This window comes from Pseudomonas sp. GW821-FHT01E05, assembly GCF_059422425.1.
In genome coordinates, this window is record NZ_JBWKWW010000005.1 from 85,474 (window position 1) to 111,670 (window position 26,197).

The following is a 26,197-nucleotide window of genomic DNA, read 5'->3' on the forward strand; positions in this document are numbered from 1 at the left end:
GTCAGGCCTATATCGCGGGCAAGCCTTGCTCCTACGGTTGAGAGATAGGTCCCAGCAACAACCCCTGCTCCCGATCGCACAACTGCACCACGTAATCCCACAACACCCGTAGCCGCACCGATTTGTGCAATTCGCGCCGGGTGCTGATCCAGTAGCTGCGCTGGATACTTTCGGCCGGCAGCAGCGGCACCAGCTCCGGGTCGTTGCTGGCCATGTAGCACGGCAACACGGCAATCCCCAGGCCGGCGCGTGCAGCCTGTTGCTGGGCGATCACGCTGGTGCTGTGGAAGACCACCTGCGGGCTGCGGCAGAAGCTGTTGAGGAACATCAGTTCCTGGCTGAACAACAGATCATCGACGTAGCCGATCCAGGCGTGCTGCGCCAGGTCTTCGCGGCTACGCAGCGGCGGCGAACGGTCCAGGTAGGCGCGACTGGCATACAGTGCCAGGCGGTAGTCGGTCAGTTTGCGGGTGACCAGCATGTCGGCGGCCGGACGCTCCAGGTGGATGCTGATCTCCGCTTCGCGGTTGAGGATGCTGACGAAGCGTGGCACGGCCACCAGTTCCACTTCCAATCCCGGATAGCGTTCGAACAAACCATTCATGCGGCTGGCAAGGAACATGATGCCCAGGCCTTCGGTTACTCCCACGCGGATCTTGCCCAGCGGCGCACTGGACTGGGTGATTTCTTCCTGGGCCAGCAAGGCGACGTTTTCCATGGCTTCAGCATGCTTGAGCAACGCTTCACCGGCCGGCGTCAGTTGGTAGCCCTGGGCGTGCTGGACGAACAGCGCGGTGCCGAGGCTTTTCTCGATGGCCTCGATATGCCGGGCCACGGTGGCGTGGGTGGTTTTCAGCCGCCGCGCCGCCGTCAGCAAACGGCCGCTACGCTGTAACTCGAGAAAAAACCGCAGGTCATTCCAATCGAACATGAGTCTTCCTTGAATGTGCCAGAGAATGCAGCTGTCTGAAAACGCACAGCTACTGAGCAAAAACTAACATTCTTTCAACGAAAGCTAACAACTAGGATGACTGGCAAAGAACAACAACAGCAGAGGTCATGGATGCAGCCTGACGTTGATGAATACGACTACGTGGTAGTGGGCGCCGGGCCGGCCGGCTGTTTACTGGCCAATCGACTTTCCGCCAACCCGGAACACCGTGTGCTGCTGCTCGAAGCCGGCGGCCGCGACAACTACCCATGGATTCATATCCCCGTGGGTTATCTGTTCTGCATCGGCAACCCGCGCACCGACTGGTGCTACAAGACACAAGCGCAACCTGGCCTGCAAGGTCGCAGCCTGAGTTACCCACGCGGCAAGGTACTGGGCGGCTCTTCGTCGATCAACGGCATGATCTACATGCGCGGCCAGGCCAGTGACTACGACGGTTGGGCCGCCGACGGCAATCCGGGCTGGGCCTGGAAAGATGTACTGCCACTGTTCAAACAGAGCGAAAACCATTTTGCCGGCGACTCGGAATTCCACAGTGCTGCCGGGCAATGGCGGGTCGAGCGTCAGCGGCTGTCGTGGCCGATCCTCGATGCCTTCCGCGAGGCCGCCGAACAACGTGGCATTGCCAGCATCGATGACTTCAACCGTGGCGACAACGAAGGCTGCGGTTACTTCCAGGTCAACCAGAAGGCCGGGGTACGCTGGAACGCCGCCAAGGCCTTTCTCAAACCGATCCGCAACCGACCTAACCTGACCGTGCTGACGGATGTCGAAGTAGACCGCGTGCTCCTGAAAAACGCCCGCGCTTCGGCTGTCAGCGCCCACTGGCAGGGGCAGCAGAAAACCTGGAAAGCACGGCGGGAAATCGTCCTCTGCGCCGGCTCCGTCGGCTCGCCGAGCATCCTGCAACGTTCCGGGATTGGCCCGGGCAGCGTGTTGCAACGCTTGGGTATTGGCGTCGCCCATGAACTGGCTGGCGTGGGCGGCAACCTGCAGGATCACTTACAGCTGCGGTTGATCTACAAGCTGCAAAACGCCCGTACCCTGAACCAGATCGCCGGCAGCGTGTGGGGCAAGATGGGTATGGGCCTGCGTTACCTGTATGACCGCAGCGGCCCGCTGTCCATGGCCCCGAGCCAACTCGGTGCTTTCGCCCGTTCGGGGCCGGAACAGACGTCGGCCAACCTTCAATACCATGTGCAGCCGCTGTCGCTGGAGCGTTTCGGCGAGCCGTTACATACGTTCCCGGCGTTCACCGCATCAGTCTGTGACCTGCGTCCGCAGAGCCGTGGCCGAGTAGAAATCCGCTCCGCCGATCCGCAGCAGGCGCCGCTCATTGAACCCAACTACCTGAGCCATCCTGAAGACCTGCGAGTGGCCGCCGACGCCATTCGCCTGACCCGACGCATCGTCGCGGCGCCGGCCTTGCAACCATTCAACCCCACCGAATACCTGCCCGGCGACGCCTTGCAGACTGACGAGCAACTGTACGAAGCGGCGGCGCGGATCGGCACGACGATTTTCCATCCGGTCGGCACCTGCCGCATGGGCAACGACTCAGACGCCGTGGTCGACGCACAGTTGCGGGTCCACGGCATTCCCGGGCTGCGCATCGCCGACGCCTCGATCATGCCGCGTATCACCTCGGGCAATACCTGTTCACCGACCCTGATGATCGCCGAGAAAGCCGCCCAGCTGATACTCGCCCCCAACTCAAGGAGCCTCACCCCGGAAACAGAACTGGTCACCGAACCGCACTTGTAACCTGTAGGAGCCGAGCTTGCTCGCGATGGACGTTAACGATAACGCGTGTTTTCTGAGTAAACGCGTCGCCCTTGAGACCATCGTCAGAGCGCCGCCCGGACCAATCGAGCGTCGACCGGCGGCTCCTGCAAGGACCGCGCTGCACCGACATCGCGCCAAACATGGCGGCGACAGTGGAACAACAAAAACAATCACTGTGAGGGAAAACGATATGTCAGAACATGCTCAGACCCTGGACGCGACGCTTAGCGCGAGCACCAGCAAAGACACCCAGAAAGTCATCTTCGCCTCGTCCCTGGGGACGGTGTTCGAGTGGTATGACTTTTTCCTCTATGGCGCCCTTGCGGCGGTGATCAGCAAGCAGTTTTTCGCCGGGGTCAACGACACCACCGCGTTTATCTTTGCCTTGATGGCGTTCGCCGCCGGATTTATCGTGCGGCCGTTCGGCGCGCTGGTGTTCGGCCGTCTGGGCGACATGATCGGACGCAAATACACCTTCCTCGCAACCATCATCCTTATGGGCCTGGCGACCTTTTGCGTCGGCCTGCTGCCGACCTATTCGAGCATCGGCATCGCCGCACCAATCATCCTGGTGATGCTGCGCATGCTTCAGGGCCTGGCCTTGGGCGGTGAATACGGTGGCGCCGCTACCTATGTCGCGGAGCACGCTCCGCTCGGTAAACGCGGTTTCCATACCAGCTGGATTCAATCCACCGCCACCCTCGGTTTGCTGCTGTCGCTGCTGGTGGTACTCGGTTGCCGTTACTTCACCGGCGATCAATTTGAAGTCTGGGGCTGGCGTCTGCCGTTCCTGCTGTCAATCGTGCTGCTGGGGATTTCCACCTGGATTCGCCTGAGCCTGCACGAGTCTCCGGCCTTCGTGAAAATGAAGGAGGAAGGCAAGGTCTGCAAGGCGCCGATCCGCGAGTCCTTCGGCAAATGGGAAAATCTCAAAGTGGTGCTGATCGCGCTGTTCAGCATCAACGCAGGGCAAGCGGTGACCTTCTATGCCGCGCAGTTTTATGTGTTGTTCTTCCTCACTCAGTTCCTGAAAATGGACCCGGCCCTGGCCAACGGTCTGCTGATCGTCAGCGTGGTGATTGGAGCACCGTTCTTCATCTTCTTTGGCTGGCTGTCGGACAAGGTCGGACGTAAACCGATCCTGATGCTCGGCCTGTTGCTGGCGACGCTGCTGTACTTTCCAATCTTCAAAACCCTGGCCCACTATGCCAATCCGGCAATCGACCAGGCCAGCCAACAGGCACCGATCACCGTGCTGGCCGACCCGGCCACCTGCACCTTCCAGTTCGACCCGGTGGGCAAGGCGCGTTTCGACAGCCCGTGCGACAAGGTCAAGACCTTCCTGGTCAAACAGGGCTTGCCGTATAGCAGCGCAGCAGCGCCTGCCGGCAGCGAAGTGCAAGTGAGCATCGGTGAGGTGCGCATCGACGGTTACAACGAAGCAGCGCTGCGTGGCGCAGTGACGTTGGCTGGCTACCCGCAACAGGCGGACACCCAGCACATCAACAAACCGATGATCGTCGCATTGATCGTCGCGCTGATCCTGATCTCTGCCATGTGCTACGGCCCGCTGGCGGCGCTGATGGTCGAGCTGTTCCCGACGCGCATCCGCTACACCTCCATGTCCCTGCCCTACCACATCGGCAACGGCTGGTTCGGTGGTTTCCTGCCAACCGTGTCCTTTGCGTTGGTGGTGTACACCGGCGATATCTTCTACGGGCTGTGGTACCCCGTAGTGATCACTGGCGTGAGTCTGATCGTGGGCATGATTTGTCTGCGCGAGACCAAAAACGTGAACATCGATAAGAACTGAGGGTTGAAGGTCCGCCCGCTCGCCATGTTGCTGGTGGTGGGCGGATCCTGTTGGCCCCCGTGGCGCGAGGTGCCGGCTCTTGGCCCGGACAAAGTCCGGATTGATCCAGCTCCCGGATCCCTCTATTGGGCGGCTTGGCGGGCGGATCTGCTCACAGGCGAGATTTATGTAGTGTTAAAAAATATTCACTACAAATCTATTGACGGCTCCATTGCCTGCTTGCATTATCCATCTCGTCTCCCCGATCGGGAGAGTTGGCTTGAGTATTCTGAATACGCTCGACAGACCGCCGAGCTGTTCCCCTGATGTGTACTGCCCACAAGGCAGATTGATGAAGCGAACTGGCTGGACCGTCCGGTACAAGGACGAGAAGCGCTGGCGAAACGTCCTCATGATGCTTGTGGCTGAGCGCTTTATTGTCAGCATCGGCATCCTGGTTTGCACTGTTTCTCCTCGTTGAGCCCCAGCTGCGTAGTCGCTTTTCATCAATGCTACATACATCAAACTCAGGGCCCGTTCTGCACCTGACGGACGCCCGTGTCGTCCCGATTGTGCTTCAGGAAACGATTGGCTGATTCGGCTACATGTTTCAGCTAACCAACTAAACAGTGGTCAAGGGGCTTGCACATGAATTTGAACAATCAACCAACTATTGATGAACTGGCTCGACTGTTCGCATCGCACAAGGACAGCCACGACAGCCACGTATTGTGGATATGCAAGTCGGGCGAAGTCCGTATCGATTGCCTCGCGCCCCACTCGCACGAAAGTGAATTCGAGCAGGCTCATCACAGCATGCGTGCCAGGCTCAGAATGTATCGCCGAGGCCAAGGGTATGTCGGAAAGAAAGCGGCAGCTGACAAAGACTTCATGGGCCGCGTCCTTCAAACCCTGAGCCATGAATGGAAGCAGATGCAAAATCAGTCCGGGATTTGTCGGGTAGACAAATACTGCTGAGTTCGGCTGCGGTGTCGCTGGTAACTTGAACCTCAGGCTTGCCAGCGACACCAATGCTTCAAGACTTTTCCCATCCAGCAACAATCTGTGCACTGATGCTGACGCCACCACAGACAACGATCACCACATCATGGGCATCGGCAATCGCCGGATGATCCAGATACGCGACGGCAAGAGAAACGCCGCAAGCGGGCTCCACCAACTGACGCATATCATCGGCATACCGAACGACGCCCATGATTGCCTCGGCATCCGACAACACCACACTCTCGTGCGGAAAGTTCCGGATATGCTCGACCGGCCACAGCGCAACTTGCGAAGCACCCAGTGAACTGGCAACGGTCTTGATCTCGGGAAGCTTGACGGGATGTCCGGCCTTGAGGGCTGCCGCGAACGAAGCGGCGCCAAGGGTTTCACAGGCGATGATCCGGCAGTCCATCCTTGCATGACGCTCCAGCCCCGTGAGCACACCAGCCAGCAAGCCACCGCCCCCGACCGAGGTCACAATCGTGTCGACCTGAGGGCAATCCTCCAGAATTTCATCCACCATCGTGCTGTGCCCCTCCCACAACGTCGGATGGTCGAAAGCAGGTACGTACTCGGTATCCGCATCTTGCGCGAGTTCAAGCGCCCGCTGATTGGCTTCGTCCCACACCTTGCCGTGCACAATCACCTCTGCACCCGTTTTGGCAATGCGTGCGCGGGTGATTTCAGGGGTGGTTTGCGGCACGACGATGCGCGCCTTCAGACCCAGCGCGGTCGCCGCCACCGCCGTAGCCAATCCAGCATTGCCTCCGGAAGGACAGACGACTGTCTTCTTGCCCTGCCCGGCTGCGAACGTGCAGAGCAGGCCCATGCCGCGCAACTTGAACGACCCGCTCGGCTGCAGGTTCTCCAGCTTGAGCCAGATACGCCGCTCTGGCGTCGATAGCCCGGGATGCAAGACCAACGGTGTTCTTATATGAAGCATCACAGCCCCCCTTATAAAAACCGGATAAACAGAAATTCAGGCGCCGGCCGCCAGGACAAGGATCTGAACGCCTGAATGGTTGAGCAATCATCCTGTTGGAGGTGGTTCATTTGTTGATCCCCAGTATTCGCAGCCAATCGGTGGGGAAGCGAACATTCAACGGCAGTTGATCGATTCTCCAGCGCGCCGGTAGTGGTTGATCAAATCTGGCCACGACCTGCAATCCCATTTCGCTTGCGGCAAACGGTCCACGCAGAACTGTTGGCGTGCGACCGGCGCTGTCGACAGCCTGCACAACGTGAGCAGCCAGCCATTCGCCATCCGGCATGCGCACTCGCAGTGATTGACCTACGGCAGCGTAGTTGATGTTCATAGGCTCCAGATAAATCCACAACAACGGATCCTCCTGCTGCTCCAAACGCATCAGCAGAGTGCCCGGGCCGACGTTTTCGCCCGGCGTAACAAGCACCTCGGCTATTCGACCGCCCTGCGACGCCGTCACTGACAACGCTGCCAAACGCGTCTTCAGCCATTGCTGCTCAGCGTTTTGCTGGATGATCTCTCGATCGACTCCTTGAGGTGACTGACGAGCTATCTGCTCACGACGCTCGAAAGCCAGCAAATCCGATCGAAATCCATCAAGTTCGCTTTGCGCGGCCAGCACTTCCCCTCGGGTGGCAGCACCTTGTTGCACGAGCCCCTCCAACTGCCGGACTCGTTGTTCTGCACGACCTGCCCTGGCGCTGAGCAATTCACGCTCTCTTACGCCCAAATCGGAATCGCTGAGGCGCGGGATCTCAGCGGGCATCGCTGCAAGTTGCAATAAACGGGCGTGCCATTCCGGGTTATCGAGGGTGACCAATAGTTGGCCAGCACGCACCTGCTCACCAGTCGTGACGAAGAGTTGCTCGACCCGACCGGCATCTCGTGCACGCACTTCCTGAATAGGCAGGCGTAACTGTGCCGGCGCATCAATCAGCAGCACGCCGTACAGCAACTTTGCGACCAGCCAGAGTAACGGGCTGGCGACCAGGAACAGGATCAGGTACCAGCGCAGGCGAAATGCCATGCGTTTGCCCGGGGCGTAGAGCACATTCAGACCCTGCTCCTGTGTGGGATTGTGCTCTTTGTGACTGTCGAAACGAATCTTCATGAGCGGCTCACCGTTTTGGGAAGTCTCGCCAGGCTTGCCAATCAATGCCGGCAATACCCTGAGGTTGCAATTGCTCGCGCCACACAGCGACCTGGCGTTGCAATTGTTCAGCGGATACTCCCGCCCAGCTTTCGGTGGAAGGCAACTGCGGCTCTGCGCTCTGGGCCAGGCGAAATTGCAGATCGGGCCAACGCTTTGCGATCTGCCCGGCCAGTTGCGCACTGCGCTGCGGGTTACGGATGTAAATCATCAGGCTGACCTGACGCACGCCGATTGCCGGAAGTGCACAAGGCACGCAAGGATGTCCGGCCGTGGCCGCAACGAACCAGCGATGGTGGCTGGATATTTCCACCGGCCAACGGCTGACTGCTGACACCGCCCGCAACGTGTCGAGCCAGTCTTGCAAACGTTGATCGGGTACCGGCCAACCGAGTTGTTCAACTTCAAGATCCAGATGAAGACTGGAAAACGACAACCCCTGAAGTTTGATGAGCAAATCGGTCAGTTGCCCGCGCTGCTGCGGTTCGATCCAGCCGGGGTCGCCGAGCAACAGGCTCACTTGCAGACCGCTGCGCGCGGCGTCTTGAAGCAATTGCTCAAGCGCCTGGCGGGTCGCGGACAGGTTGCTCACCTGGACGGCGTTGAGTCCGAGGTAGATTTTCTCCATACCGGCCTTTCGCAATGCTTGCAGTTCCGCCGGACGACGCCTGGGGTCCAACAAGGCTTCGCTGTTCCAGACATAACTGGCCTGGAGCCATTTTGCCGGCTCGAGCGGTACATTGCTGCGCGGTGCCGCTGGAGTTGAGGCGGAAATTATCGAAGAGGCTTGCGGCTTGATCAAAGGTGACCATTCCTGACGCTCGCCACCCAGCAGTGCAGCAAATTGCGGAGCATCTTCAGTGAACAGATTCAAGTCGGCCTGGCGCAACCAGGCGGCATGCCACGCCGCGATCAAGTCAAAACCCGATTGAAAATAAGCCCGCTCGGTGGCCAGCTGGGCTAGCAGGTTGCTGTCCCCGCCAAGGTTGCCTCGAGCCTTTTCCTCATCGCGTGCCAACGCCGCATGACGCCATTGTTGGCTACGCTGTTTGATCGTCGCTTGCGCCGTGTTTTGCGCGCGCAATGCCCTGCTCAGCTCCAGCCCCAAAGAACGTTGTTCGGCTGCTACACGGTCGGCTGCCGCTTCGTAGTGTGCTTCGGCGACTTGCTGTCGAGCACGAGTATTGCCGACCAGGTCGAAAGGCACAGAGAACACGAGGCTGGCCACCAGGCCGCTACCCGCTTTATCTGTACCGCTGCGGTATTCCCGGGTGCCGGTCAGGATGACGTCGGAGTCAATGGCTGAATACCAGGGATTATCGCGCTCTCTGTCGGCCTGATCGCGCAGGTTTTGCTTTTCTGTCACCCGTGGATGCTGATTCAACAGAGTCTGCCATTGAACCAGTGGTTGCGGTTGTTGCGCCAGAGGCTCGGCAACCGCCTGAGCCCCTATGGGTAACTCACTCATATTGATGCTGGCCAGATCTTCGCGGACGTCGGCTTCTATTTGGGTGAGCGCCTCGCAACGCGTTGAAAGCCCCTTCCACTCATCCAGCTGCAACTGAGCTTCGGAAGTGCGCAACCAGCCTTTTTGCAAACGCAGGCGAATCACCTGATCGGCCTTGCGGGCAACAGGCAGGAGCGCACCGCAAAAAGAGACTTCCTGTTGCGCGCGCCACCAATCAGCGTACGCACTGCGTAGTGCCAGGCGCTGGCTTGCCCTCTGTAAAGCCAGGCGCAACTGCTGTCGTTGGCGCTCGTACTGATTGGTTTGCAGAAGATCCAGTTGGCGCTTGAGGCTGCCCAACAGAGGATGACGTATACCAAGATCAAAATTGTGACCGTAATAATCATTGCGAATGTCTTGGGTGACCAACTCTCGGAAGCGCCCGGCACCGGCGCCAGCGAACACTTGCCATCCAGCCCGGTCTTCATGAAGCTTCGCTTCTGCCTCGAGGGCTCGAAGGTCGGCCTGACCTGCACGAAACAGAGGATCGGAGGATTGCTTGTCGAACAACTCTTGAAGTGTCAGCGGCTGAGCCAGCAATGTAGTGGATGACAGCGATAGAGTTAGAGCCAGAAGCACCGATCGCATGTCAAAACCTCGTGGCCTTTTTCAGGACCCACCATGGCGCCATGCTGCTTTCCTCATGGCCACGACGGAAAACCTCGTTGAGCATGGCTACAGCACTCCAGCAACGCATGATCAACATGAACAGCGGGAAAATCGGCACCAGAAAAACCAGGCGCAGGTCCTGTCGTGGTCGATCGGAAACCATCAGCAACATAGCCCCGAACATCATCACAGTGATCATCAGATAAAGCAGATAGATCATCAAAAACAGTATCAACAAGGTCGACCCTGGCAGGATGAATAACGCCAGCAAGGTGTAGCCAAAAATGATGAAGGGCAGCACCAACTGAAAAAAGAATCCGCTGACGAGGATCATCAAGAAATTCGACCAGCCCAGCAGGCTCGGGTTGATGCTGTGGCTATGCTTGCGTACGTAGAGGAAAAACAGGTCACCGTCCCAGCGCAACCGCTGCATGAGAAACTGCTTGAAGGTCACCGGAGCATCGGTATGGCCGATGGCTTGCGGTTCGAATGGAATCCGTAAATTGTGGCGCCCGAAGTAACTTTTTATGCGCAGAGTCAAATCAAGGTCTTCTGCCGTGTGGGTATTCCAGCCACCAATTTTCACCAGAAAACTACGGCGGAACGCGCCAAAGGCGCCGGAGACGTTATTCACCAGATTCCACTCGGCCAGTCCGATCTTCGACATATGGATCGATAGCAGGTACTCCAGCGCCTGTATCGCAGTGGTCACGGAACTCCAGACATTACGGACCCGCAAGCTACCGGCCACTGCCGGCACCGTCGGATCCACAAAATGACGCACGATGGCGCTGACCATGTTGTTGTCAAAAGACGTGTCACCATCCAGGGCCATCACGATCTCACCGCTGGCATGCGCCAGACCGGCATTCAACGACGACACTCGGCCACCACGTTGCCATTTGGCAATCGGACGCAGATGTCGGCGTGGATACAAACCCGGATCGACCAGAAAGCCTCGAACGGCATTCAGCGTCGTCTGATTCAGCGTAGCGCCGTCCACCACCGGAATCATCTCGATGTGTCCGGGGTAGATCTGTTCGCACAGGCTTAGCAACGTCTTTTGCACATCCATTCCTTCGCTGTAGCAGGTGATGATGCAAGACACTTTGGGTCGATAAAGACTGATTTGCGGGATGCTGGTTCGCCTGCGCACGAACCAGCGCAAGACGCCCAGCAACACCATGACATTGAGCGGCAGCTCAAAAAGCAGGAATAACGGAAAGAGCATGTAAAACAATCGACTCAAGCCATCCTGGCTCGCCAGCGAGTTGAGCACGTTATAGAGTTGTTCGAGCAATGGGCTCATGACAGCCTCAAGTCAGTTCGCTGGCTAAACGGGCCAGCAACAATTCGCCGTCCTCCTGGTCAAGCAAATCCTGCGGCGCGGTGAAGCTGACGACACGAAGAGAGATGTCACTGACCTCAGGTGCCGAGAACAGTTCGGCGACCTGCCCCAGACGCCGTACAACGCTGAGCAGCCCCTCGGGACCTGTATGCGGGAGCATGAGCCAAAGGAACTCCTCTGTGCTTCGTGAACAACGGTCCGTTTCCCTGACCGTTTCCTGCAAGCGATCGACCAGACTGTCGACGAAGGCATGCCCGCGGTGCTCGCCAAGGCGAAGCATGGTCTCGGTCAAGTTGACGAAGCGCAGACCAATCAGTGAAAAAGGCGGCAGTTGATAGCGGCGTACGATCTGGATCTGCCAAGTGAGCAGGTCGAAAAAATCCTTGCCTCCCAGCAAGTTGAGTCGGCCGAAGTGATCGACCCCGCCCGGCTCGGTGTTAAAACCCTGGCGGCAGCGCAAACGTCCTGATTCAGCCAGTCGGAAGTCTCTGATTTCGCGCACCCGCAGCTTGTCAGTCGCATGCGCCAGGCCACAGTCCAGGCATCGAGCCTGAACATCGGCGTCGACGAAAAATGCCTGACACGACCGGCAGCGGTAGTTCTCCAGTGGTCGGTCATAGTCGCTGCCGATATGCCGCAACCGGTTCAGGCAGTTGGGGCAAAGCAACATTCCATCTTTAAGAAAACTCTCCTGGGCGCCAACATGACCACAGGTAAAGCAGTGCAGCGAAGGCTGGCGTGAAATGTCCAGGGCCTGGCATTCCGGGCACACATCAACGTAGTTCAAACGGCCCGAACCGCAATCTGAACACAGTCGGATTCGATCGACCAGTACGCCCTCTTCCAACCAGCCCTGCTGGGCCATCAATTTAAGCCAGACAAAGGTATTGACCTGCTCATCCTCGGCCAAAACCTCCAGCAATGGATAGCGGTAATGCTGGGGGACCTCTGGATCGCGCAGGGCATGCACTTCTACGCTGGATCGTAGCCACAACCATGAAAGCACCCTGCTCTCAAATCTGTCAGGCGGGGCTCCACGATTAAAAAGGCTGAACCGTGCTTTCCACAATCGCCAGAGCGGCGTTATCTCCTTGAGCTCAACAGGAGGTGCGCCATCGCCCAGCGCTTCACACCAACCGTCCAGATCGCGACAACAGTAAATCAGCTTGAACCGGTAAGAAGGTTCCGTGCGCAGCTTGCGAAGCATTTGCCCGGCAGGTGTACCTGGCAAGTCAAGCAACAACACATCAAACGCGGGAACAGCCAGCAGGCTGCTCAGATCGGTAAAGCGATCCAGTTCCGGGTGGCCAACGTTCGCAACAATGTTGCCCAGCACAGCAATCCGCGGATTTGAAGTCGGCATGACGTATTTCTCTGAGAGTCAGACAGATAGCTGGGGCCAGCAGAACTTCAGAACAGAGCAGATCGTCAAAAATCCGGCTGATTTTTTAAAGCTATTAATCGACACTGTCCTGGACAACAAATTGACGAACACCGCGTATACGACCTTTGTCAGCATTGCGTATACGTCCGTAATGCTTGCCGCTGACACCTCTATCCCTAACAGTTTTTTTGAGTATGGTCGCTACTTGGCCCGTTGCCCACTTCATTGGCGCCCGATCCACCGCCATTACCGGCGCCCCTGCCCCTTTTGACCACAAATGCGCCTTTCACCGCTGACGAAGCAATCAACGGCAACCTTTATCTGTATATCCATACAGATAAAGGTTGCCCAAATGCGCGGTACTGCGCATTCTGTGCACCTTCCAGACCCGTACGAAATGATGGTGGTTATGCGGTTGTTCCTGTGTGAAAAGCCATCCCAGGCCAAAGATATCGCCGCGGTGCTCGGTGCCAACCGCCGTGGCGACGGCTGCTGGCTGGGGCCGAATGTCACAGTGACCTGGTGCATCGGCCACCTGCTGGAAACCGCACCGCCGGATGCCTACGACCCCCGCTACAAGCGCTGGGTGCTGGCCGATCTGCCAATCGTCCCCGAGAAGTGGAAGATGCTGGTAAAGCCCAAGACTGCCAGCCAGTTCAAAGCGGTCAAACGCTTGCTCGGTGAGGCCCATGAGTTGGTCATCGCCACCGATGCCGACCGTGAGGGCGAGATGATTGCCCGCGAGTTGGTCGAGCACTGTCGCTATCGTGGACCGATTCAACGGCTTTGGCTGTCGGCCCTGGACGACGCGTCGATCCGCAAGGCATTGGCAGTGCTCAAGCCCGGAGCCGAGACCTTCAGCCTCTACCATTCGGCGCTGGGACGCTCGCGTGCCGACTGGTTGATCGGTATGAACATGAGCCGGCTGTTCACCCTGCTTGGTCGCCAGTCCGGCTATCAGGGTGTCCTTCCTGTGGGCCGCGTACAAACGCCGACGCTTCGGCTGGTGGTCGATCGCGACCGCAGCATTGCCGACTTCGTACCGGTCCCGTATTGGGCCATCGAGGTGCAGCTGTTACAGGACGACACCTCTTTCACCGCCCATTGGCGCGCAGCGCAAGACGTTTGCGACGAGCACGATCGTTGCTTGAACCAGGCGCTGGCCCAGGAAGCTGCAACAGCCATGCGCAATGCCACCAGCGCCCGGGTGATAAAGCTGCGTACCGAGCGCGTGCGCGAAGCAGCGCCACTGCCCTTCGACCTGGGCACGCTGCAGGAAGTGTGTTCAAAGAAGCTGGGGCTGGGTGCTCAAGAGACCCTGGATATCGCTCAGGCGCTGTACGAAACCCATAAAGTCATCACCTACCCACGCAGCGATTGCGGTTACCTGCCGCTTAGTCAGCACAGCGAAGCACCGACCATTCTGGCGGCCCTGGGGCGGGCCGATCCAGGGCTTGGCGAGCTGTTCAAGTACATCGAACCGCAGCGCCGCTCGCGCGCCTGGAACGACGCGAAGGTCAGTGCCCACCACGGTATTATTCCGACTGGCGCAGCCAAGGACCTCGACCGCCTGGTGGGCAAACAACGCGCCGTCTACACCTTGATTCGAGCGCGTTATCTGGCGCAGTTTCTGCCCAATCACGAATACGATAGGACCCAGGCCGATTTCGACTGCGCCGGGCAGGCCTTGCGTGCCGTGGGCAAGCTGATTGTCGAACCTGGCTGGAAGCGTGCACTTCCCGAAGCCCTCGCGCCCGCCAAAGGGCGCGAAGCGCCGGCCCCGCAAACACTGCCGGCGCTGGTCGAAGGCCGCGATTGCGCAGTTGCCAACGTGACGTTGAAAGACCTCTGGACCCAACCGCCCAAACCCTTTACCGAGGGCGATCTGATCAAGGCGATGAAAAACGTCGCCAAACTGGTGGAGGATCCCCTGCTCAAGCAGAAACTCAAGGACACCACCGGAATCGGCACCGAGGCAACGCGCGCCGGAATCATCCAGGGATTACTGGATCGCGGCTATCTGATCAAACACGGCAAGGCATTGGCTGCCACCCCGGCGGCCTTTAGCCTGATCGATGCGGTTCCCCGAGCCATCGCCGATCCCGGCACCACGGCCATTTGGGAACAAGCGCTGGATATGGTGCAGAGCGGCGAAATGAGCCTTGAAGAGTTCGTTGCCAAGCAGGCCGCCTGGATGAGTAAACAGGTAGGCCGTTGCGTCGGCCTGCACCTGACCATCAGCGGACCGGCGAGCCCGGCCGGTCGTGGCGGCGTTCCCTGGAAAAACAAGCGCAAGCCCACCAAACGCAAAGCCTCGACCCCGGTCAAGCGCGCCGCAAAACCAGGCCGCGGTCCTTAGGGGCTTGTTTGAAATCAATCCTGGCAAATGGCGGGTGCGAAAGCCGGAACCTCAGCGAGTGAACGGTAGATTTGCAGGCCAAGCCGCTCTCCAATGGAGACCATTGCGTCGGCGCCATCAGATGGGCCACCGATTCGCAAAACTGCGTCGCAGCGCTCAAGAAGGCGTTGCGCGTGTGCATGAAACAGCGCGTCGTATACCGCGTCACCGACTTTTGTCGAACCTGACAGGCGCACCATAGGTAGCGCGACCCATTCACCGAGTACGGGGAAATGGCCCACCTCAAGCAAAGCAGAGGCGCAGCTTTCCATGGCTGCCACGTTCCGGGCGAGCAGCGCCGGGTCGTCTGCGGTACCCGAACGGTAAGGACCGGCCACTAGGATCATGAGGCTGCGCGGCGTCATCAGCCGCAGCTCCAGATACTGCAACAGCATAATGGTCTTGCCATCGACAATCTCGCCGCTGCCGACCATCGCGATGGCCTGTTCGAAGCCGAGTTCCATCACCTCGATGTCTTCACCCTCTTCGATCAGGCCACCTCCCTCGCTGATGCGATCACCTGGCTCATATTCCCCGATAAAGAAATGGATGCACTCGGTGACCGAGCCTGGGCTCATGAACGCCTCATAAATCTTCTCGACCGACTCGACGCGGTAGCCGGTTTCCTCCTCGGCTTCTTTACGAACACGCTGCTCGGGACTGGCATTGTCCAGCAGGCCGGCTGCGGACTCGATGAGAAAGCCGCTATGGCCGTTGACGAACGCGGGCATGCGGAACTGGCGTGTGAGCAACACCGTGCGACGCACACGATTGTAGAGAAGGATGGTCGCCCCGTTGCCGCGGTCGTAGACCTCGCGCGTCTGCGCCTGCCATGTACCATCGCGTCGACGCAGGTCAAAGCTGAATTTCTTTAACAGATACCAATTATCAGACAGGGTTTCCTGCGCGGTGATGCGTACGGGTCCGGATTCCATTGCATATCCTTTTTCAGGCTTGTGTTATTGAGCTTCTCGTGCAAAATCGCGCACAGTCAAGAAAATTCGTGCAAAAGAGTCCTCCATGCTGACCAGCAAACGCAAGCAATATCTGATGGACTTACTGCGCCGCGATGGCCAGCTCGTCGCCAAGGCTCTTTGCAAGGAGTTGGCGGTTTCCGAGGACACCATCCGGCGCGACCTGCGCGAGATGGCCAGGGACGGCCTCCTGCTCCGGGTGCATGGCGGAGCTCTGCCGGCATCGCCGGCGATGGGCGATGTTGCGGCGCGCGAGCAGATTGCACCGATGGAAAAAATGGCGATCGGGCGCGCCGCCGCTCAGTTGGTGCAAACAGGCCAGGTGGTCTTCATCGATGGCGGCACCACGTCCACACAGCTGGTGCGCCATCTTGCGCCCTCCTTGAAGGCGACGGTCATCACACACAGCCCGTCGATCGCCATAGAACTGGCCGCCCATCCCGGCATTGAAGTCATCATGCTGGGCGGGCGTCTGTTCAGGCATTCGCTGGTTGGTGTGGGCACGGCCACCCTTGAGGCGATAAGCAGGGTGCGCGCGGATCTGTATTTCATGGGTGTGTGTAGCGTGCACCCGAGCGCAGGTCTGTCGACCGGTGACTTCGAGGAAGCCGGCGTAAAACGAGCACTGTGCCACGCTGCGGCCGAGACGATAGTCCTGGCCTCTTCGGAAAAACTGGCAACCGCTTCTCCCTACAAAATTGTCGAGTTGGCAGAAATCAGCGCAATCGTAGCGCTGGGCTCCACCCCTCGCGCCGTGCTCTCGCCATACAAAAAACTGGGCATCACGCTCTACACTGCATGAACGACGCCGGCGATTAATAGCGCCTCACGAACAAAATGGTTGGCATGCCCGACTTGCCGAGGAGGCCCATGTGTACCGCTGTCGCGCCAATCCATAAAACGCCGGAATAAGATGAGGGCACTGTTCATTGATCTTCAGCTGCCGCATCCTGCGTCCTGGTTGAAACGTTCGCCCCCGGGGGGATCTCACCGCAGTGTTGCTTTCCCGCCCGGGCGCCTGAAAAAATACCCGCTGCGCGTGACTGCGTTCGGTGCTCACCATTTTGATGCAACCGAGCCGCTCTGGCTCGTTGGTATCGCTCACAGGGAACCTAGAATGGGCCAAAGACAAGTAATTAACGCATCGATAAGCCCCAAGGGCAGCCTGGAAACGCTGTCCCAACGTGAAGTGCAGCAACTCAGCGAAGCCGGTTCAGGCAGCCTCTACACGCTGTTCCGCCAGTGCGCCTTGGCCATCCTCAACACTGGCGCCCAAATTGACAACGCCAAGACCATTCTTGAGGCCTACCAGGACTTCGAGGTTCGCATCCACCAGCAGGATCGTGGCGTTCGCCTGGAACTGCTCAATGCGCCAGCAGACGCCTTCGTCGACGGCGAGATGATCGCCAGCACCCGTGAGATGCTGTTCAGCGCCCTGCGCGACATCGTCTATACCCAGAACGAGCTGGACAGTCCACACATCGACCTGAGCAGCTCCCAGGGGATCACCGATTACGTCTTCCACCTGCTGCGCAACGCGCGCACCCTGCGCCCCGGGGTGGAACCGAAAATAGTGGTGTGTTGGGGCGGCCATTCGATCAACACCGAGGAGTACAAGTACACCAAGAAGGTCGGGCACGAACTCGGCTTGCGCCGCCTGGATGTCTGCACCGGTTGCGGGCCTGGCGTGATGAAAGGGCCGATGAAGGGTGCCACTATCGCCCACGCCAAGCAGCGGATGATCGGCGGCCGTTACCTGGGCCTGACGGAACCTGGAATCATCGCTGCCGAAGCGCCTAACCCGATCGTCAACGAACTGGTGATCCTCCCGGACATAGAGAAGCGCCTTGAGGCCTTTGTACGCGTCGGCCACGGCATCATCATTTTCCCCGGTGGCGCCGGCACGGCCGAGGAGTTCCTCTACCTGCTCGGCATCCTGATGCACCCGGACAACCAGGATCTGCCGTTCCCCGTCATCCTGACCGGACCAAAGAGTGCGGCGCCCTACCTGCAGCAGTTGCACGCTTTCGTCGGCGCTACGCTGGGGGAAGCCGCACAGCGCCACTACCAGGTCATCATCGACGATCCGGCTGAAGTGGCAAGGCAAATGACCGAAGGGCTCAAGGCGGTCAAGCTGTTCCGCCGAGAGCGCAATGACGCCTTCCATTTCAACTGGCTGCTAAAGATCGAGGAAGGCTTTCAGCGCCCGTTCGATCCCACCCACGCCAACATGGCCAGCCTGCAGCTCAACTGCGACCTGCCTCCTCACGAGCTGGCGGTTAATCTGCGGCGTGCCTTTTCCGGTATCGTTGCCGGCAACGTGAAAGACAAGGGCATCCGCCTGATCGAAAAGCATGGCCCCTACGAGATCCATGGGGATGCGGCCGTCACGCAGCCTCTGCACCACTTGCTCAAAGCATTCGTCGAGCAGCACCGCATGAAGCTGCCAGGCGGCGCGGCCTATGTCCCCTGCTATCGGGTAGTCACCTGATAACAAGGTCGTGACCTGTTCCATCGCGCTGCCCCAGGCGTTGAGAACAGGTCGCTTTGCTATGGCCGCATTGTGCCAATGCCGCAATCAGGGGCTTATCCGTTTCTGCGGTAACGGCCAATTGGCGGTGTTGCACGGTCCCTGTAGGAGCGAGGCTTGCCCGCGATGGCGGCGGTGCGTTCACTGTTGATTTTTACCGGGTACATATCCGTTCCTGCCGTAACGGCTGCTGGCGGTTTCGCTCTTGCAGCGGTCTTGCACCGGCCCTGTAGGAGCGAGGCTTGCCCGCGATGGCGGCGGCAGATTCACCATTGATTTTGACTGGGTACATATCCGTTCCTGCGGTAACGGCTGCTGGCGGTTTCGCTCTTACAGCGGTCTTGCACCGGCCCTGTAGGAGCGAGGCTTGCCCGCGATGGCGGCGGCAGATTCACCACTGATTTTGACCGGGTACATATCCGTTCCTGCGGTAATGGCTGCTGGCGGTTTCGCTCTTGCAGCGGTCTTGCACCGGCCCTGTAGGAGCGAGGCTTGCCCGCGATGGCGGCGGTGCGTTCACTGTTGATTTTTACCGGGTACATATCCGTTCCTGCGGTAACGGCTGCTGGCGGTTTCGCTCTTACAGCGCTCTTGCACCGGCCCTGTAGGAGCGAGGCTTGCCCGCGATGGCGGCGGTGCGTTTACTGTTGATTTTTACCGGGTACATATCCGTTCCTGCGGTAACGGCTGCTGGCGGTTTCGCTCTTACAGCGGTCTTGCACCGACCCTGTAGGAGCGAGGCTTGCCCGCGATGGCGGCGGTGCGTTCACTGTTGATTTTGACTGGGTACATATCCGTTCCTGCGGTAACGGCTGCTGGCGGTTTCGCTCTTACAGCGCCTCACTTTTCCAGACGCCGAAAAGTAAGCAAAAGGCTTCGCCCCAAGCGTACGGCACCTCGCCTAGGCTCGGTGTTCCCTCGCTCCGGCCTCCCGAAGGGGCGGGCAGATCAAAGGCACGCCGAGGCGGCCTACCGGCCGGCCTGTTTGTTTGCTCGGGGGTACGCTGATCTAGTGTGGGAAGGGGCCAGGCGACGTTCGCTTGCTCGCGAAGGCGGCCTGACAGCCGACCAGTTTCTTGTGGATGTACACGATGTAGATGGGCTCTGCAGAATGCTTTGGCTTTGGCTTTGGCTTTGATCTTGATCTTGATCTACCCGCCCCTTCGGCAGGCCGAGCGTAGGTGTCCATCAGGGGGTAGGCGCGTAGCGCCGTTCGGCGAAGCCGAACACATCGAGAGGAGGTCGAAGCGAAGCCGACCGGAGGCGATGCCCCCTGATGGGCACCGTAGCGAGGGAACGCCGAGCCCCAGCGAGGTGCCGTACGCCGGGGCGAAGCCTTTTGCTTACTTTTCGGCGTCTGGAAAAGTGAGGCGCTGTAAGAGCGAAACCGCCAGCAGCCGTTACCGCAGGAACGGATATGTACACCAGCAAGAGACAGGCCGGCTGTCAGGCCGCCATCGCGGGCAAGCCTCGCTCCTACAGAGACCGTACAAGACCGCTGTAAGAGCGAAACCGCCAGCAGCCATTACCGCAGGAACGGATATGTACACCAGCAAGAGACAGGCCGGCTGTCAGGCCGCCATCGCGGGCAAGCCTCGCTCCCTACAGAATGCGGGAAACCTGACATGAACTTAAACGCATTTTACCGCGTCGCCAGCTTTCCACACGCGCGACCTAACCTTGAATCAGGTTGGAAATCTTCACGTCCGGATCAACGTCAGCCTCATAGTCCACCCCGTCGATCTCGAATCCGAAGAGACGCAAGAACTCCGCCTTGTAGCCGGCAAAGTCGGTGAGCTCGTATAGATTATCGTTGGTGACCTGATCCCAGAGCTGCTTGACGCGATCCTGGACTTCAGGAGCCAGCTCCTTGTAATCGGCGCGCAGACGGCCCTCTGGATCCATGCAAGGAGACTGGCCGTAAAGGCTGTCTTTGTAGAGCCCGTGGACCTGCTCGATGCAACCCTCGTGGGTGCCCTGCTCCTTCATGACCTTGAACAACAGGGACAGGTACAGCGGCATGATCGGGATGGCGGAGCTGGCCTGAGTGACGACCGCTTTCAACACTGAAACCCGCGCATCGCCTCCCAGGTCAGCCAACCGCTCGCGAATACCGAGAACCTTCTGATCCAGGTCTTTCTTGGCCGCGCCAATGGAACCATTCCAGTAGATGTCATGGGTCAGTTTTTCGCCCAGATAGGTGAACGCAGTCGTTTTGGCACCCTCGGACAGGACACCCGCCTCGTGCAAGGCGTCCATCCACATCTGCCAGTCTTCCCCGCCCATCACGGCCACTGTGCCGTCGATCTCGCTTTGTGTGGCCGGCTGCAGGGTGGTGTCTTTGACAACCTCCTTGTCGGTATCAAGGCCTCGCAGGCTGACCGGCTTGTCGAGAGGTTTGAGTGTCGAGCTGAAAACCTCGCCGGTTTTAGGGTGGGTCCGTCTCGGCGCAGCGAGGCTATAGACAACCAGGTCGACCTTGCCGAGATCCCGCTTGATGATTTCGATGGTCTTTTGTTTGATCTCGTCAGAGAAAGCGTCACCGTTGATGCTCTTCGCGTAGAGACCATCCGACTCGGCAAACTTGTGAAAGGCAGCGGTGTTGTACCAGCCGGGCGTGCCGAGTTTGCCGTCGACACTCTCACGTTCGAAAAACACACCCAGCGTATTGGCGCCGCAACCAAAAGCCGCAGTAATCCGTGCAGCAAGCCCGTATCCGGTCGATGCACCGATCACCAGTACGTTCTTTGGCCCTGCGCTGATCGGTCCTTTGTCGGTGACATAGTCGATCTGCTGCTTGACGTTGGCTTCGCAGCCAACTGGGTGGGTCGTCACGCAAATAAAGCCACGAACGCGCGGTTTGATAATCATAAAAGATCCCCCTCTTCCAATATGCCGAGAACCGACATTGACTGTAGTTCTGTCAGCCGTCCAAGTCATAGACGCCCGCAAACCTGAAGCGTCACCGAGCCGCCCTGAATTTCACACCGCCCCCGTGATATCCGCCAGCAATTCAATAGATCTGCCCCCCTCCCCCCGGATTAAAGGTCGAACCACACAAAAAAGGGTGGTAGCCAGCGACAGATGCTGGAGTACCACCCGGGATCAGGGCGAATAGCGAGGTGACAACCCGAACGATCGTCTACGTCGCAGCGCAAAAAACTCCCTTTTATTGAGTAGCACTGACGGTAATCTTTCCAATCATTTGTGGATGCAGAGCACAAAAATACTCAAACGCCCCAGGCGTATTGAACACATAGGAAAAGCTGTCATTGGTGTCGAGCGCGCCCGAGCGAAACACCTTATTGGTTTCCACGACCGTGTGCGGTACTTGATCGTCGTTGACCCATGTCACTTTTGTGCCAACGGCTATCGTCAGATCCTTGGGTCCATACATGAACTCTTTGATGTCGATTTTTACATCTTGTGCCCAAACGGGTATCGAGACCAACAGACAGCCCAGGGTCAGCACCTGCAAGAGCTTTTTCATGTGAGCGCCTCCCTTAAGTGAGTGTTGAGTCGATCAGCGCCAGTGGGTGATCACCTTGTGTCGCCTTGACGTCGGTAATCCCCAGGAAGTTGCGCAGTTGATCGGCGGCCACCGTCATCGGACCCGGTGCAGGCGCGGCTCCAGGAGCCGGTTGCGGGTAGGCGGTGCCGCGCGCGGTGTGAAAGGTGATATTGCCCTCGACCTTTTGGATGACCTGATGGATGTGGCCGTTCAAGATCGTCACCGAGCCATAGTTGCGAAGCATGGCGATGGCCTGATCGCCGTCCTCCGTACCCCAGCCCCACGGCTGATAGATCGTCCACAAGGGAATATGAGTGAAGACGACGACAGGCGTGCTCGTAGACACTGCGCGCAAATCATCGGCCAGCCACGTGAGTTGGTCGGCACCGAGGGTGGCCTCGTGGCCCGCCTGCCAGTTGAAGACATTCACCAGCGCAATGAAATGCACGCCATGATCGTCGAAGCTGTACCAGCCATTGCCTTTCGTGCCTTTGCCGTAACGCTCCAGATAGAGTTTTCCGCCGCCTTCATCGAGGGTGTCGTGCTCGCCCGGCACATAGTGCACGGTTGATGGCAGACCTTTGAGGAGCTGCGCGGCGGTATCGAACTCTTCCGGTTTGGAGAGGTGGGTGATGTCACCTGTGTGGAGAATGAGTGACGGTTTTTTAGGCAGCGCTATGACCTTATCGATGGCCACCTGCAATGTCTTGCGCGTATCAGGGTTGGCCTCCTTGTTGAAGCCGATGTGCGAGTCGCTGATTTGCACGAAGTGGAAATTGCTGGCCAGTGCTGTCGGGTCCGATAACTTACCGGTGTCATCCAGCGCAAAAGCCCGTGGAATACCGCCGCTCAGCGCCCATATGACGCCGGCTCCGGCCCATGCCGAGCACAGGAGCAGGTTTCTGCGGTCAGGGTCCAGCGGGCCGTCGGTGCGCTTATCGTGTGTTGTTGAGTGAATGTCCATGGGAACTCCCTCGGTAGCGGATTACATTGATGAGCTGACACGATGTAAAACCGACCGGGGTGGAGTTTTATTCCAGGCAAAAATACGTTTTATTTCGGGAATAAAACAGGACGTATCCCCGTTATAGGGGTTGGAAGGGGCTGGAGCCACTATGAAGCGATTTGAGGAGCTGTTTGCCCCGCATATGGATGCGGCTTATAACCTCGCGCGCTGGCTCACCGGCAATGAGAGCGCGGCCCAGGATGTCGTGCAGGAAAGTGCATTCAGGGCATTTAAATTTATGCATCGCTACGCAGACGGAAATGCCAAAGCCTGGTTCCTGACGATCGTGCGCAACGAGAGTTATAACTGGCTCAAGGCATCGGCCGGCAATCGATGGGTCGCCATAGGCGATGAGATATCAGCAGACGATCTCGCGTTGGGCCACACCCAGACCCCGGAGCTGTTTGCCATGTATGCCGAGGATGCCGCGCTGGTTCAGCAAGCGCTGCGAGCCCTGGCCCCGGCTTTTCGTGAGGTGATCGTCCTGAAGGAGTTGGAAGGCATGCCCTACAAGGACATAGCAAAGGTGGTCGACATACCTTTAGGAACCGTCATGTCGAGACTGGCCCGGGCGCGCGCGATGCTCAAGCTGGAACTATTGAAGTTGCAAAACCATGAATGACCTGAACTGCACCCACTGCCACGAATTGATTCATGGCTACCTGGACAATGAACTGGATACTGCAACGGCAGCGAATGTTGCCGAACACCTATCGAGTTGCGCCGATTGCCAGCGCCTGCATGACCAAACGAAATTACTGATCGCCAGCGTGAAGGCACAGGCGCCGTATTACGTTGCGCCTGACTCCCTGACTCACAGTGTATTCGCCAACATTCAATCACAGACCTCTTCGGCCAGGAGCGTTTGGGAAGTATTGCGAAACGCATCGCGGAGGTGGCTCGCACCTGTTTTTTCAGCCATAGCGCTGGCCATGGCACTGGTGCTGTATGTGGCAACCCCTTCAAGCGAGCAACCCTGGATGGATGAGGCGGTGTCCAGCCATGTTCGGTCGCTGATGGCCGAGCACCTGAATGATGTGGCCTCCTCCGACAGACACACTGTCAAGCCATGGTTTACCGGCAAGCTCGACTTCTCACCGCCGGTGTATGACTACTCGGCACAAGGCTACCCGCTGCTCGGCGGGCGACTGGACTACCTGCAACACCAGACCACCGCGGCCCTGTCCTATGGCCACGCAAAACACATCATCAACGTGTTCATCCTGCCAACCACCGAAACGGATAAACCCCGACAGAGTCTGTCCATCCGCGGCTATAACATCGTCGCCTGGCAACAGAATCACATGCGCTTTATCGTCGTATCCGACCTCGAAAAAAGTGAGCTCGAAGCCTTTAGCCAGCTGGTTGAAAAAGGGGCTTGAGGGTCAATGCCAGTCAGTTAAGACATTACGCGAACCGTAGCAGCTGGCGAAGCCTGCGTCCGGCTGCGCAGCAGTCGTAAAACAGTCACTGCGGTATTCCAGACAAATCGTGGAAGCAGGATTTGCGACGGCTTCGCCGCCGGACGCAGCCTTCGGCAGCTGCTACGGGGGACAGTGCTGAACCTGAAATTCCTTAACTGACCGGCATTGGGCTTGAGGGTGGTCTGTCATCTCTTCTCATAACGAGAAATGGGCGACCCGTGAGGTCGCCCATCTTCATTACGAGGCCAGAACCTGCGCCTGCAAACGTCGCCCGATGACGTCCAGCAAATCACAGCCGTCGCGCAACGGGATAGCCAACACCCGTGCGAAGTCATGCAGGATGACGGTGTCGCTGCCGACCTCCTCGCGCATGGCGAGGTTCTCCAGCAATTGGGTCACGGCGCTGATGCGGTAAGCGGCGGTATCGTGCAGCACGTCGAGGGGGGCTTCGGTGTCGATCAGCAGCGAGTGGAAATCGTTGTCGATGCCGGTGACAGGCATGTATCTGTCCATGGGGAAAACTCCATTTGATGAAAGAACGTGACCACTTAGTGGCCGGATACCGGAGTGACCGCAGACGCCGTCGAATCGGACGTGTCGAGGTTATCCAGCGCTCTGTTCACCAATAACTCGCCCAGAACGATCAGTTGCTGAATCGCCAGTGCCTTGTTGCGGCGTGAGCCTTCGAGCTCGAAGGCCAGGTCAGTGGTCATCGCACTGAGGGAGGCTAACGTTTCGGAAGCGTGGACCAATAGGGTCTCCGTGTCGACGTGGGGAGCTATGACGAAGATAGTGCTCGGACTCGTGTTGAGCTTCGTTTTATCGAGGGGCGACGCCGGATGGAAATCGAGAGCGCGCTCGGCGGCTTCGCGGAGTTTGGCGGAATCGAGGGAAGCGTCAGCTGAAAGGCTTGGGTTTTCGGGGGGATCGGGGGTGATCTTTTTCATGAGTGCAACTCCTTGATTGGTGGAGTCACCAGACATCGCTGCTAAACGAAAAGGGTGGCGACTGTACGCGGGTTAGCAGACCAGGAATCAAGGAACCCGGCGCACCCGAAGGTGCCCCCCGCACAGCCGCCATAACACAGAACAGCGGACACAAAAAAGTGCCAACTGATCGAATAGCGGCACCTGCGTGCCTTGATATTAACCGAGCTGCTAAACCCGGTCGCTGATTTTGCAGCGACGGATGGAATTTACTTCCGCAGTTCATGACATACAAGTCGGCCTGAGACGGTACGGATTGCAGGAAATATCCGAAGCTTGTGTGCAGAGACGACAGGACGGACTGCGATTTACCCCGCCCTCAATAAAAGCAATCGCCCCCAAAGCCAAGCCCCGTTGATGCCAATGTACTCGTAAGCCAGATACTCAGGGCCAGGCCTGTCTGCAGCCTGATCACACTCAGATTGTGCTGAGGGATTAAACGCAAGTAGCTACGAGCCCACCTATCGGGGCTTGAGGTCTTATCAAGATCTCGAGGTTTTCATCACCCCCATTTCTTTCCGAGCTCCTCCAGACCAGCCTTTTTCAGATCCTGCGGGCTCATCGTGAGGCGGAACTTGCAGTTGGCATTGAAGTTGAGAAAAAAGGGTTCCGCAAAAGCGGGAATGTCGGATGAATTTTGCACGTCGATCACAAGGATCCCGCCACGCATTCCGTCGTTCTCAGTAAAGTACACCGCCTCCGGTTTGATGCTGTCCAGGATACGCTCAATAATCTCGCCCACCTTTGCGGATCTGACGAGGGAATTGAAGGGTTCATGAGGGAACTCGACCGTCAGTAGCATCTTCATAATTCAATCCTCCTTCCAGCTTGCTGCCCTGTAGCCAGAACTT

Annotated in this window: 21 protein-coding genes; 8 read left to right on the plus strand and 13 right to left on the minus strand. The window is 58.4% G+C overall.

Going from position 1 to position 26,197, the window contains the following annotated elements; all coding sequences use genetic code 11:
* Positions 1–31 precede the first annotated feature (31 nt).
* A complete protein-coding gene (locus tag AC07W5_RS12245; RefSeq protein ID WP_495023464.1) occupies positions 32–931 on the minus strand; it encodes a LysR family transcriptional regulator in 900 nt (299 codons plus the stop codon).
* 132 nt (positions 932–1,063) lie between these two features.
* Between AC07W5_RS12245 and AC07W5_RS12250 the strand changes: the two genes are divergently transcribed.
* From AC07W5_RS12250 to AC07W5_RS12260, 3 genes are all read left to right on the plus strand, one after another.
* The gene (locus tag AC07W5_RS12250; protein WP_495023465.1) at positions 1,064–2,716 is read left to right on the plus strand and encodes a GMC family oxidoreductase; all 1,653 of its coding nucleotides are present in this window, start codon (positions 1,064–1,066) and stop codon (positions 2,714–2,716) included.
* Between the two features lie 211 nt (positions 2,717–2,927).
* On the plus strand, positions 2,928–4,550 hold the full coding sequence (locus AC07W5_RS12255) for an MFS transporter (RefSeq protein ID WP_495023466.1): 1,623 nt from the start codon (positions 2,928–2,930) through the stop codon (positions 4,548–4,550).
* A gap of 627 nt (positions 4,551–5,177) precedes the next feature.
* The gene (locus AC07W5_RS12260; protein ID WP_495023467.1) at positions 5,178–5,507 is read left to right on the plus strand and encodes a hypothetical protein; all 330 of its coding nucleotides are present in this window, start codon (positions 5,178–5,180) and stop codon (positions 5,505–5,507) included.
* 58 nt (positions 5,508–5,565) lie between these two features.
* Here AC07W5_RS12260 and AC07W5_RS12265 read toward each other — a convergent pair whose 3' ends face one another.
* The 5 genes from AC07W5_RS12265 to AC07W5_RS12285 form a co-directional block, all read right to left on the minus strand.
* On the minus strand, positions 5,566–6,477 hold the full coding sequence (locus AC07W5_RS12265) for a pyridoxal-phosphate dependent enzyme (protein WP_495023468.1): 912 nt from the start codon (positions 6,475–6,477) through the stop codon (positions 5,566–5,568).
* 106 nt (positions 6,478–6,583) lie between these two features.
* The gene (locus AC07W5_RS12270) at positions 6,584–7,630 is read right to left on the minus strand and encodes an HlyD family secretion protein (protein ID WP_495023469.1); all 1,047 of its coding nucleotides are present in this window, start codon (positions 7,628–7,630) and stop codon (positions 6,584–6,586) included.
* Positions 7,631–7,637: 7 nt separating this feature from the next.
* A complete protein-coding gene (locus tag AC07W5_RS12275; protein WP_495013256.1) occupies positions 7,638–9,764 on the minus strand; it encodes a TolC family protein in 2,127 nt (708 codons plus the stop codon).
* Position 9,765: 1 nt separating this feature from the next.
* Positions 9,766–11,094 (minus strand): glycosyltransferase family 2 protein, encoded by a 1,329-nt coding sequence (locus tag AC07W5_RS12280; protein WP_494995222.1) that lies wholly within the window; start codon positions 11,092–11,094, stop codon positions 9,766–9,768.
* A 7-nt stretch (positions 11,095–11,101) separates the two neighbouring features.
* Positions 11,102–12,340: a TackOD1 domain-containing metal-binding protein gene (locus AC07W5_RS12285; protein ID WP_495023470.1), complete on the minus strand. Its 1,239-nt coding sequence runs from the start codon at positions 12,338–12,340 to the stop codon at positions 11,102–11,104.
* A gap of 586 nt (positions 12,341–12,926) precedes the next feature.
* Here AC07W5_RS12285 and AC07W5_RS12290 point away from each other — a divergent pair.
* Complete coding sequence (locus AC07W5_RS12290) at positions 12,927–14,876, plus strand: DNA topoisomerase III (protein WP_495023631.1); 1,950 nt, start codon at positions 12,927–12,929, stop codon at positions 14,874–14,876.
* Positions 14,877–14,890: 14 nt separating this feature from the next.
* Here the strand turns inward: AC07W5_RS12290 and AC07W5_RS12295 are convergent, their stop codons facing one another.
* Positions 14,891–15,850, minus strand: a complete 960-nt coding sequence (locus AC07W5_RS12295; RefSeq protein WP_495023471.1) for an NUDIX domain-containing protein — start codon at positions 15,848–15,850, stop codon at positions 14,891–14,893.
* An 85-nt stretch (positions 15,851–15,935) separates the two neighbouring features.
* Between AC07W5_RS12295 and AC07W5_RS12300 the strand changes: the two genes are divergently transcribed.
* Both AC07W5_RS12300 and ppnN read left to right on the plus strand, forming a co-directional pair.
* A complete protein-coding gene (locus AC07W5_RS12300; protein ID WP_495023472.1) occupies positions 15,936–16,691 on the plus strand; it encodes a DeoR/GlpR family DNA-binding transcription regulator in 756 nt (251 codons plus the stop codon).
* 315 nt (positions 16,692–17,006) lie between these two features.
* Positions 17,007–18,380, plus strand: a complete 1,374-nt coding sequence (ppnN, locus tag AC07W5_RS12305; protein WP_495013260.1) for a nucleotide 5'-monophosphate nucleosidase PpnN — start codon at positions 17,007–17,009, stop codon at positions 18,378–18,380.
* A 1,713-nt stretch (positions 18,381–20,093) separates the two neighbouring features.
* Here ppnN and fabV read toward each other — a convergent pair.
* From fabV to AC07W5_RS12320, 3 genes are all read right to left on the minus strand, one after another.
* Positions 20,094–21,290, minus strand: a complete 1,197-nt coding sequence (gene fabV / locus AC07W5_RS12310) for an enoyl-ACP reductase FabV (RefSeq protein WP_495023473.1) — start codon at positions 21,288–21,290, stop codon at positions 20,094–20,096.
* A 298-nt stretch (positions 21,291–21,588) separates the two neighbouring features.
* Positions 21,589–21,909, minus strand: a complete 321-nt coding sequence (locus AC07W5_RS12315; protein ID WP_494993104.1) for a cupredoxin domain-containing protein — start codon at positions 21,907–21,909, stop codon at positions 21,589–21,591.
* Between the two features lie 13 nt (positions 21,910–21,922).
* Complete coding sequence (locus tag AC07W5_RS12320; protein ID WP_494993105.1) at positions 21,923–22,894, minus strand: metallophosphoesterase family protein; 972 nt, start codon at positions 22,892–22,894, stop codon at positions 21,923–21,925.
* A gap of 151 nt (positions 22,895–23,045) precedes the next feature.
* On the opposite strand from AC07W5_RS12320, the gene AC07W5_RS12325 reads away from it, so the two are divergent.
* Together AC07W5_RS12325 and AC07W5_RS12330 are read left to right on the plus strand one after the other, a co-directional pair.
* Positions 23,046–23,558, plus strand: coding sequence for a sigma-70 family RNA polymerase sigma factor (locus AC07W5_RS12325; protein ID WP_495023474.1), 513 nt, complete (start codon positions 23,046–23,048; stop codon positions 23,556–23,558).
* Complete coding sequence (locus AC07W5_RS12330; RefSeq protein ID WP_495023475.1) at positions 23,551–24,318, plus strand: anti-sigma factor family protein; 768 nt, start codon at positions 23,551–23,553, stop codon at positions 24,316–24,318. Before AC07W5_RS12325 ends, AC07W5_RS12330 begins: the two co-directional genes overlap by 8 nt.
* A gap of 279 nt (positions 24,319–24,597) precedes the next feature.
* Here AC07W5_RS12330 and AC07W5_RS12335 read toward each other — a convergent pair whose 3' ends face one another.
* The 3 genes from AC07W5_RS12335 to AC07W5_RS12345 all read right to left on the minus strand — a co-directional run bounded on the left by AC07W5_RS12335 (position 24,598) and on the right by AC07W5_RS12345 (position 26,154).
* A complete protein-coding gene (locus AC07W5_RS12335; RefSeq protein ID WP_495023476.1) occupies positions 24,598–24,873 on the minus strand; it encodes a hypothetical protein in 276 nt (91 codons plus the stop codon).
* Between the two features lie 35 nt (positions 24,874–24,908).
* Positions 24,909–25,307: a DUF6124 family protein gene (locus AC07W5_RS12340; protein WP_495023477.1), complete on the minus strand. Its 399-nt coding sequence runs from the start codon at positions 25,305–25,307 to the stop codon at positions 24,909–24,911.
* Positions 25,308–25,848: 541 nt separating this feature from the next.
* Complete coding sequence (locus AC07W5_RS12345) at positions 25,849–26,154, minus strand: panthothenate synthetase (protein WP_494993110.1); 306 nt, start codon at positions 26,152–26,154, stop codon at positions 25,849–25,851.
* Positions 26,155–26,197 lie beyond the last annotated feature (43 nt).

Excerpts from the sequence above, each read along its gene's own strand:
- AC07W5_RS12245 (WP_495023464.1), bottom strand. The coding sequence starts at position 931 with ATGTTCGATTGGAATGACCTGCGGTTTTTTCTCGAGTTACAGCGTAGC.
- AC07W5_RS12250 (WP_495023465.1), top strand. The coding sequence starts at position 1,064 with ATGCAGCCTGACGTTGATGAATACGACTACGTGGTAGTGGGCGCCGGG.
- AC07W5_RS12255 (WP_495023466.1), top strand. The coding sequence starts at position 2,928 with ATGTCAGAACATGCTCAGACCCTGGACGCGACGCTTAGCGCGAGCACC.
- AC07W5_RS12260 (WP_495023467.1), top strand. The coding sequence starts at position 5,178 with ATGAATTTGAACAATCAACCAACTATTGATGAACTGGCTCGACTGTTC.
- AC07W5_RS12265 (WP_495023468.1), bottom strand. The coding sequence starts at position 6,477 with ATGCTTCATATAAGAACACCGTTGGTCTTGCATCCCGGGCTATCGACG.
- AC07W5_RS12270 (WP_495023469.1), bottom strand. The coding sequence starts at position 7,630 with ATGAAGATTCGTTTCGACAGTCACAAAGAGCACAATCCCACACAGGAG.
- AC07W5_RS12275 (WP_495013256.1), bottom strand. The coding sequence starts at position 9,764 with ATGCGATCGGTGCTTCTGGCTCTAACTCTATCGCTGTCATCCACTACA.
- AC07W5_RS12280 (WP_494995222.1), bottom strand. The coding sequence starts at position 11,094 with ATGAGCCCATTGCTCGAACAACTCTATAACGTGCTCAACTCGCTGGCG.
- AC07W5_RS12285 (WP_495023470.1), bottom strand. The coding sequence starts at position 12,340 with ATGCTTCGCAAGCTGCGCACGGAACCTTCTTACCGGTTCAAGCTGATT.
- AC07W5_RS12290 (WP_495023631.1), top strand. The coding sequence starts at position 12,927 with ATGCGGTTGTTCCTGTGTGAAAAGCCATCCCAGGCCAAAGATATCGCC.
- AC07W5_RS12295 (WP_495023471.1), bottom strand. The coding sequence starts at position 15,850 with ATGGAATCCGGACCCGTACGCATCACCGCGCAGGAAACCCTGTCTGAT.
- AC07W5_RS12300 (WP_495023472.1), top strand. The coding sequence starts at position 15,936 with ATGCTGACCAGCAAACGCAAGCAATATCTGATGGACTTACTGCGCCGC.
- ppnN (WP_495013260.1), top strand. The coding sequence starts at position 17,007 with ATGGGCCAAAGACAAGTAATTAACGCATCGATAAGCCCCAAGGGCAGC.
- fabV (WP_495023473.1), bottom strand. The coding sequence starts at position 21,290 with ATGATTATCAAACCGCGCGTTCGTGGCTTTATTTGCGTGACGACCCAC.
- AC07W5_RS12315 (WP_494993104.1), bottom strand. The coding sequence starts at position 21,909 with ATGAAAAAGCTCTTGCAGGTGCTGACCCTGGGCTGTCTGTTGGTCTCG.
- AC07W5_RS12320 (WP_494993105.1), bottom strand. The coding sequence starts at position 22,894 with ATGGACATTCACTCAACAACACACGATAAGCGCACCGACGGCCCGCTG.
- AC07W5_RS12325 (WP_495023474.1), top strand. The coding sequence starts at position 23,046 with ATGAAGCGATTTGAGGAGCTGTTTGCCCCGCATATGGATGCGGCTTAT.
- AC07W5_RS12330 (WP_495023475.1), top strand. The coding sequence starts at position 23,551 with ATGAATGACCTGAACTGCACCCACTGCCACGAATTGATTCATGGCTAC.
- AC07W5_RS12335 (WP_495023476.1), bottom strand. The coding sequence starts at position 24,873 with ATGGACAGATACATGCCTGTCACCGGCATCGACAACGATTTCCACTCG.
- AC07W5_RS12340 (WP_495023477.1), bottom strand. The coding sequence starts at position 25,307 with ATGAAAAAGATCACCCCCGATCCCCCCGAAAACCCAAGCCTTTCAGCT.
- AC07W5_RS12345 (WP_494993110.1), bottom strand. The coding sequence starts at position 26,154 with ATGAAGATGCTACTGACGGTCGAGTTCCCTCATGAACCCTTCAATTCC.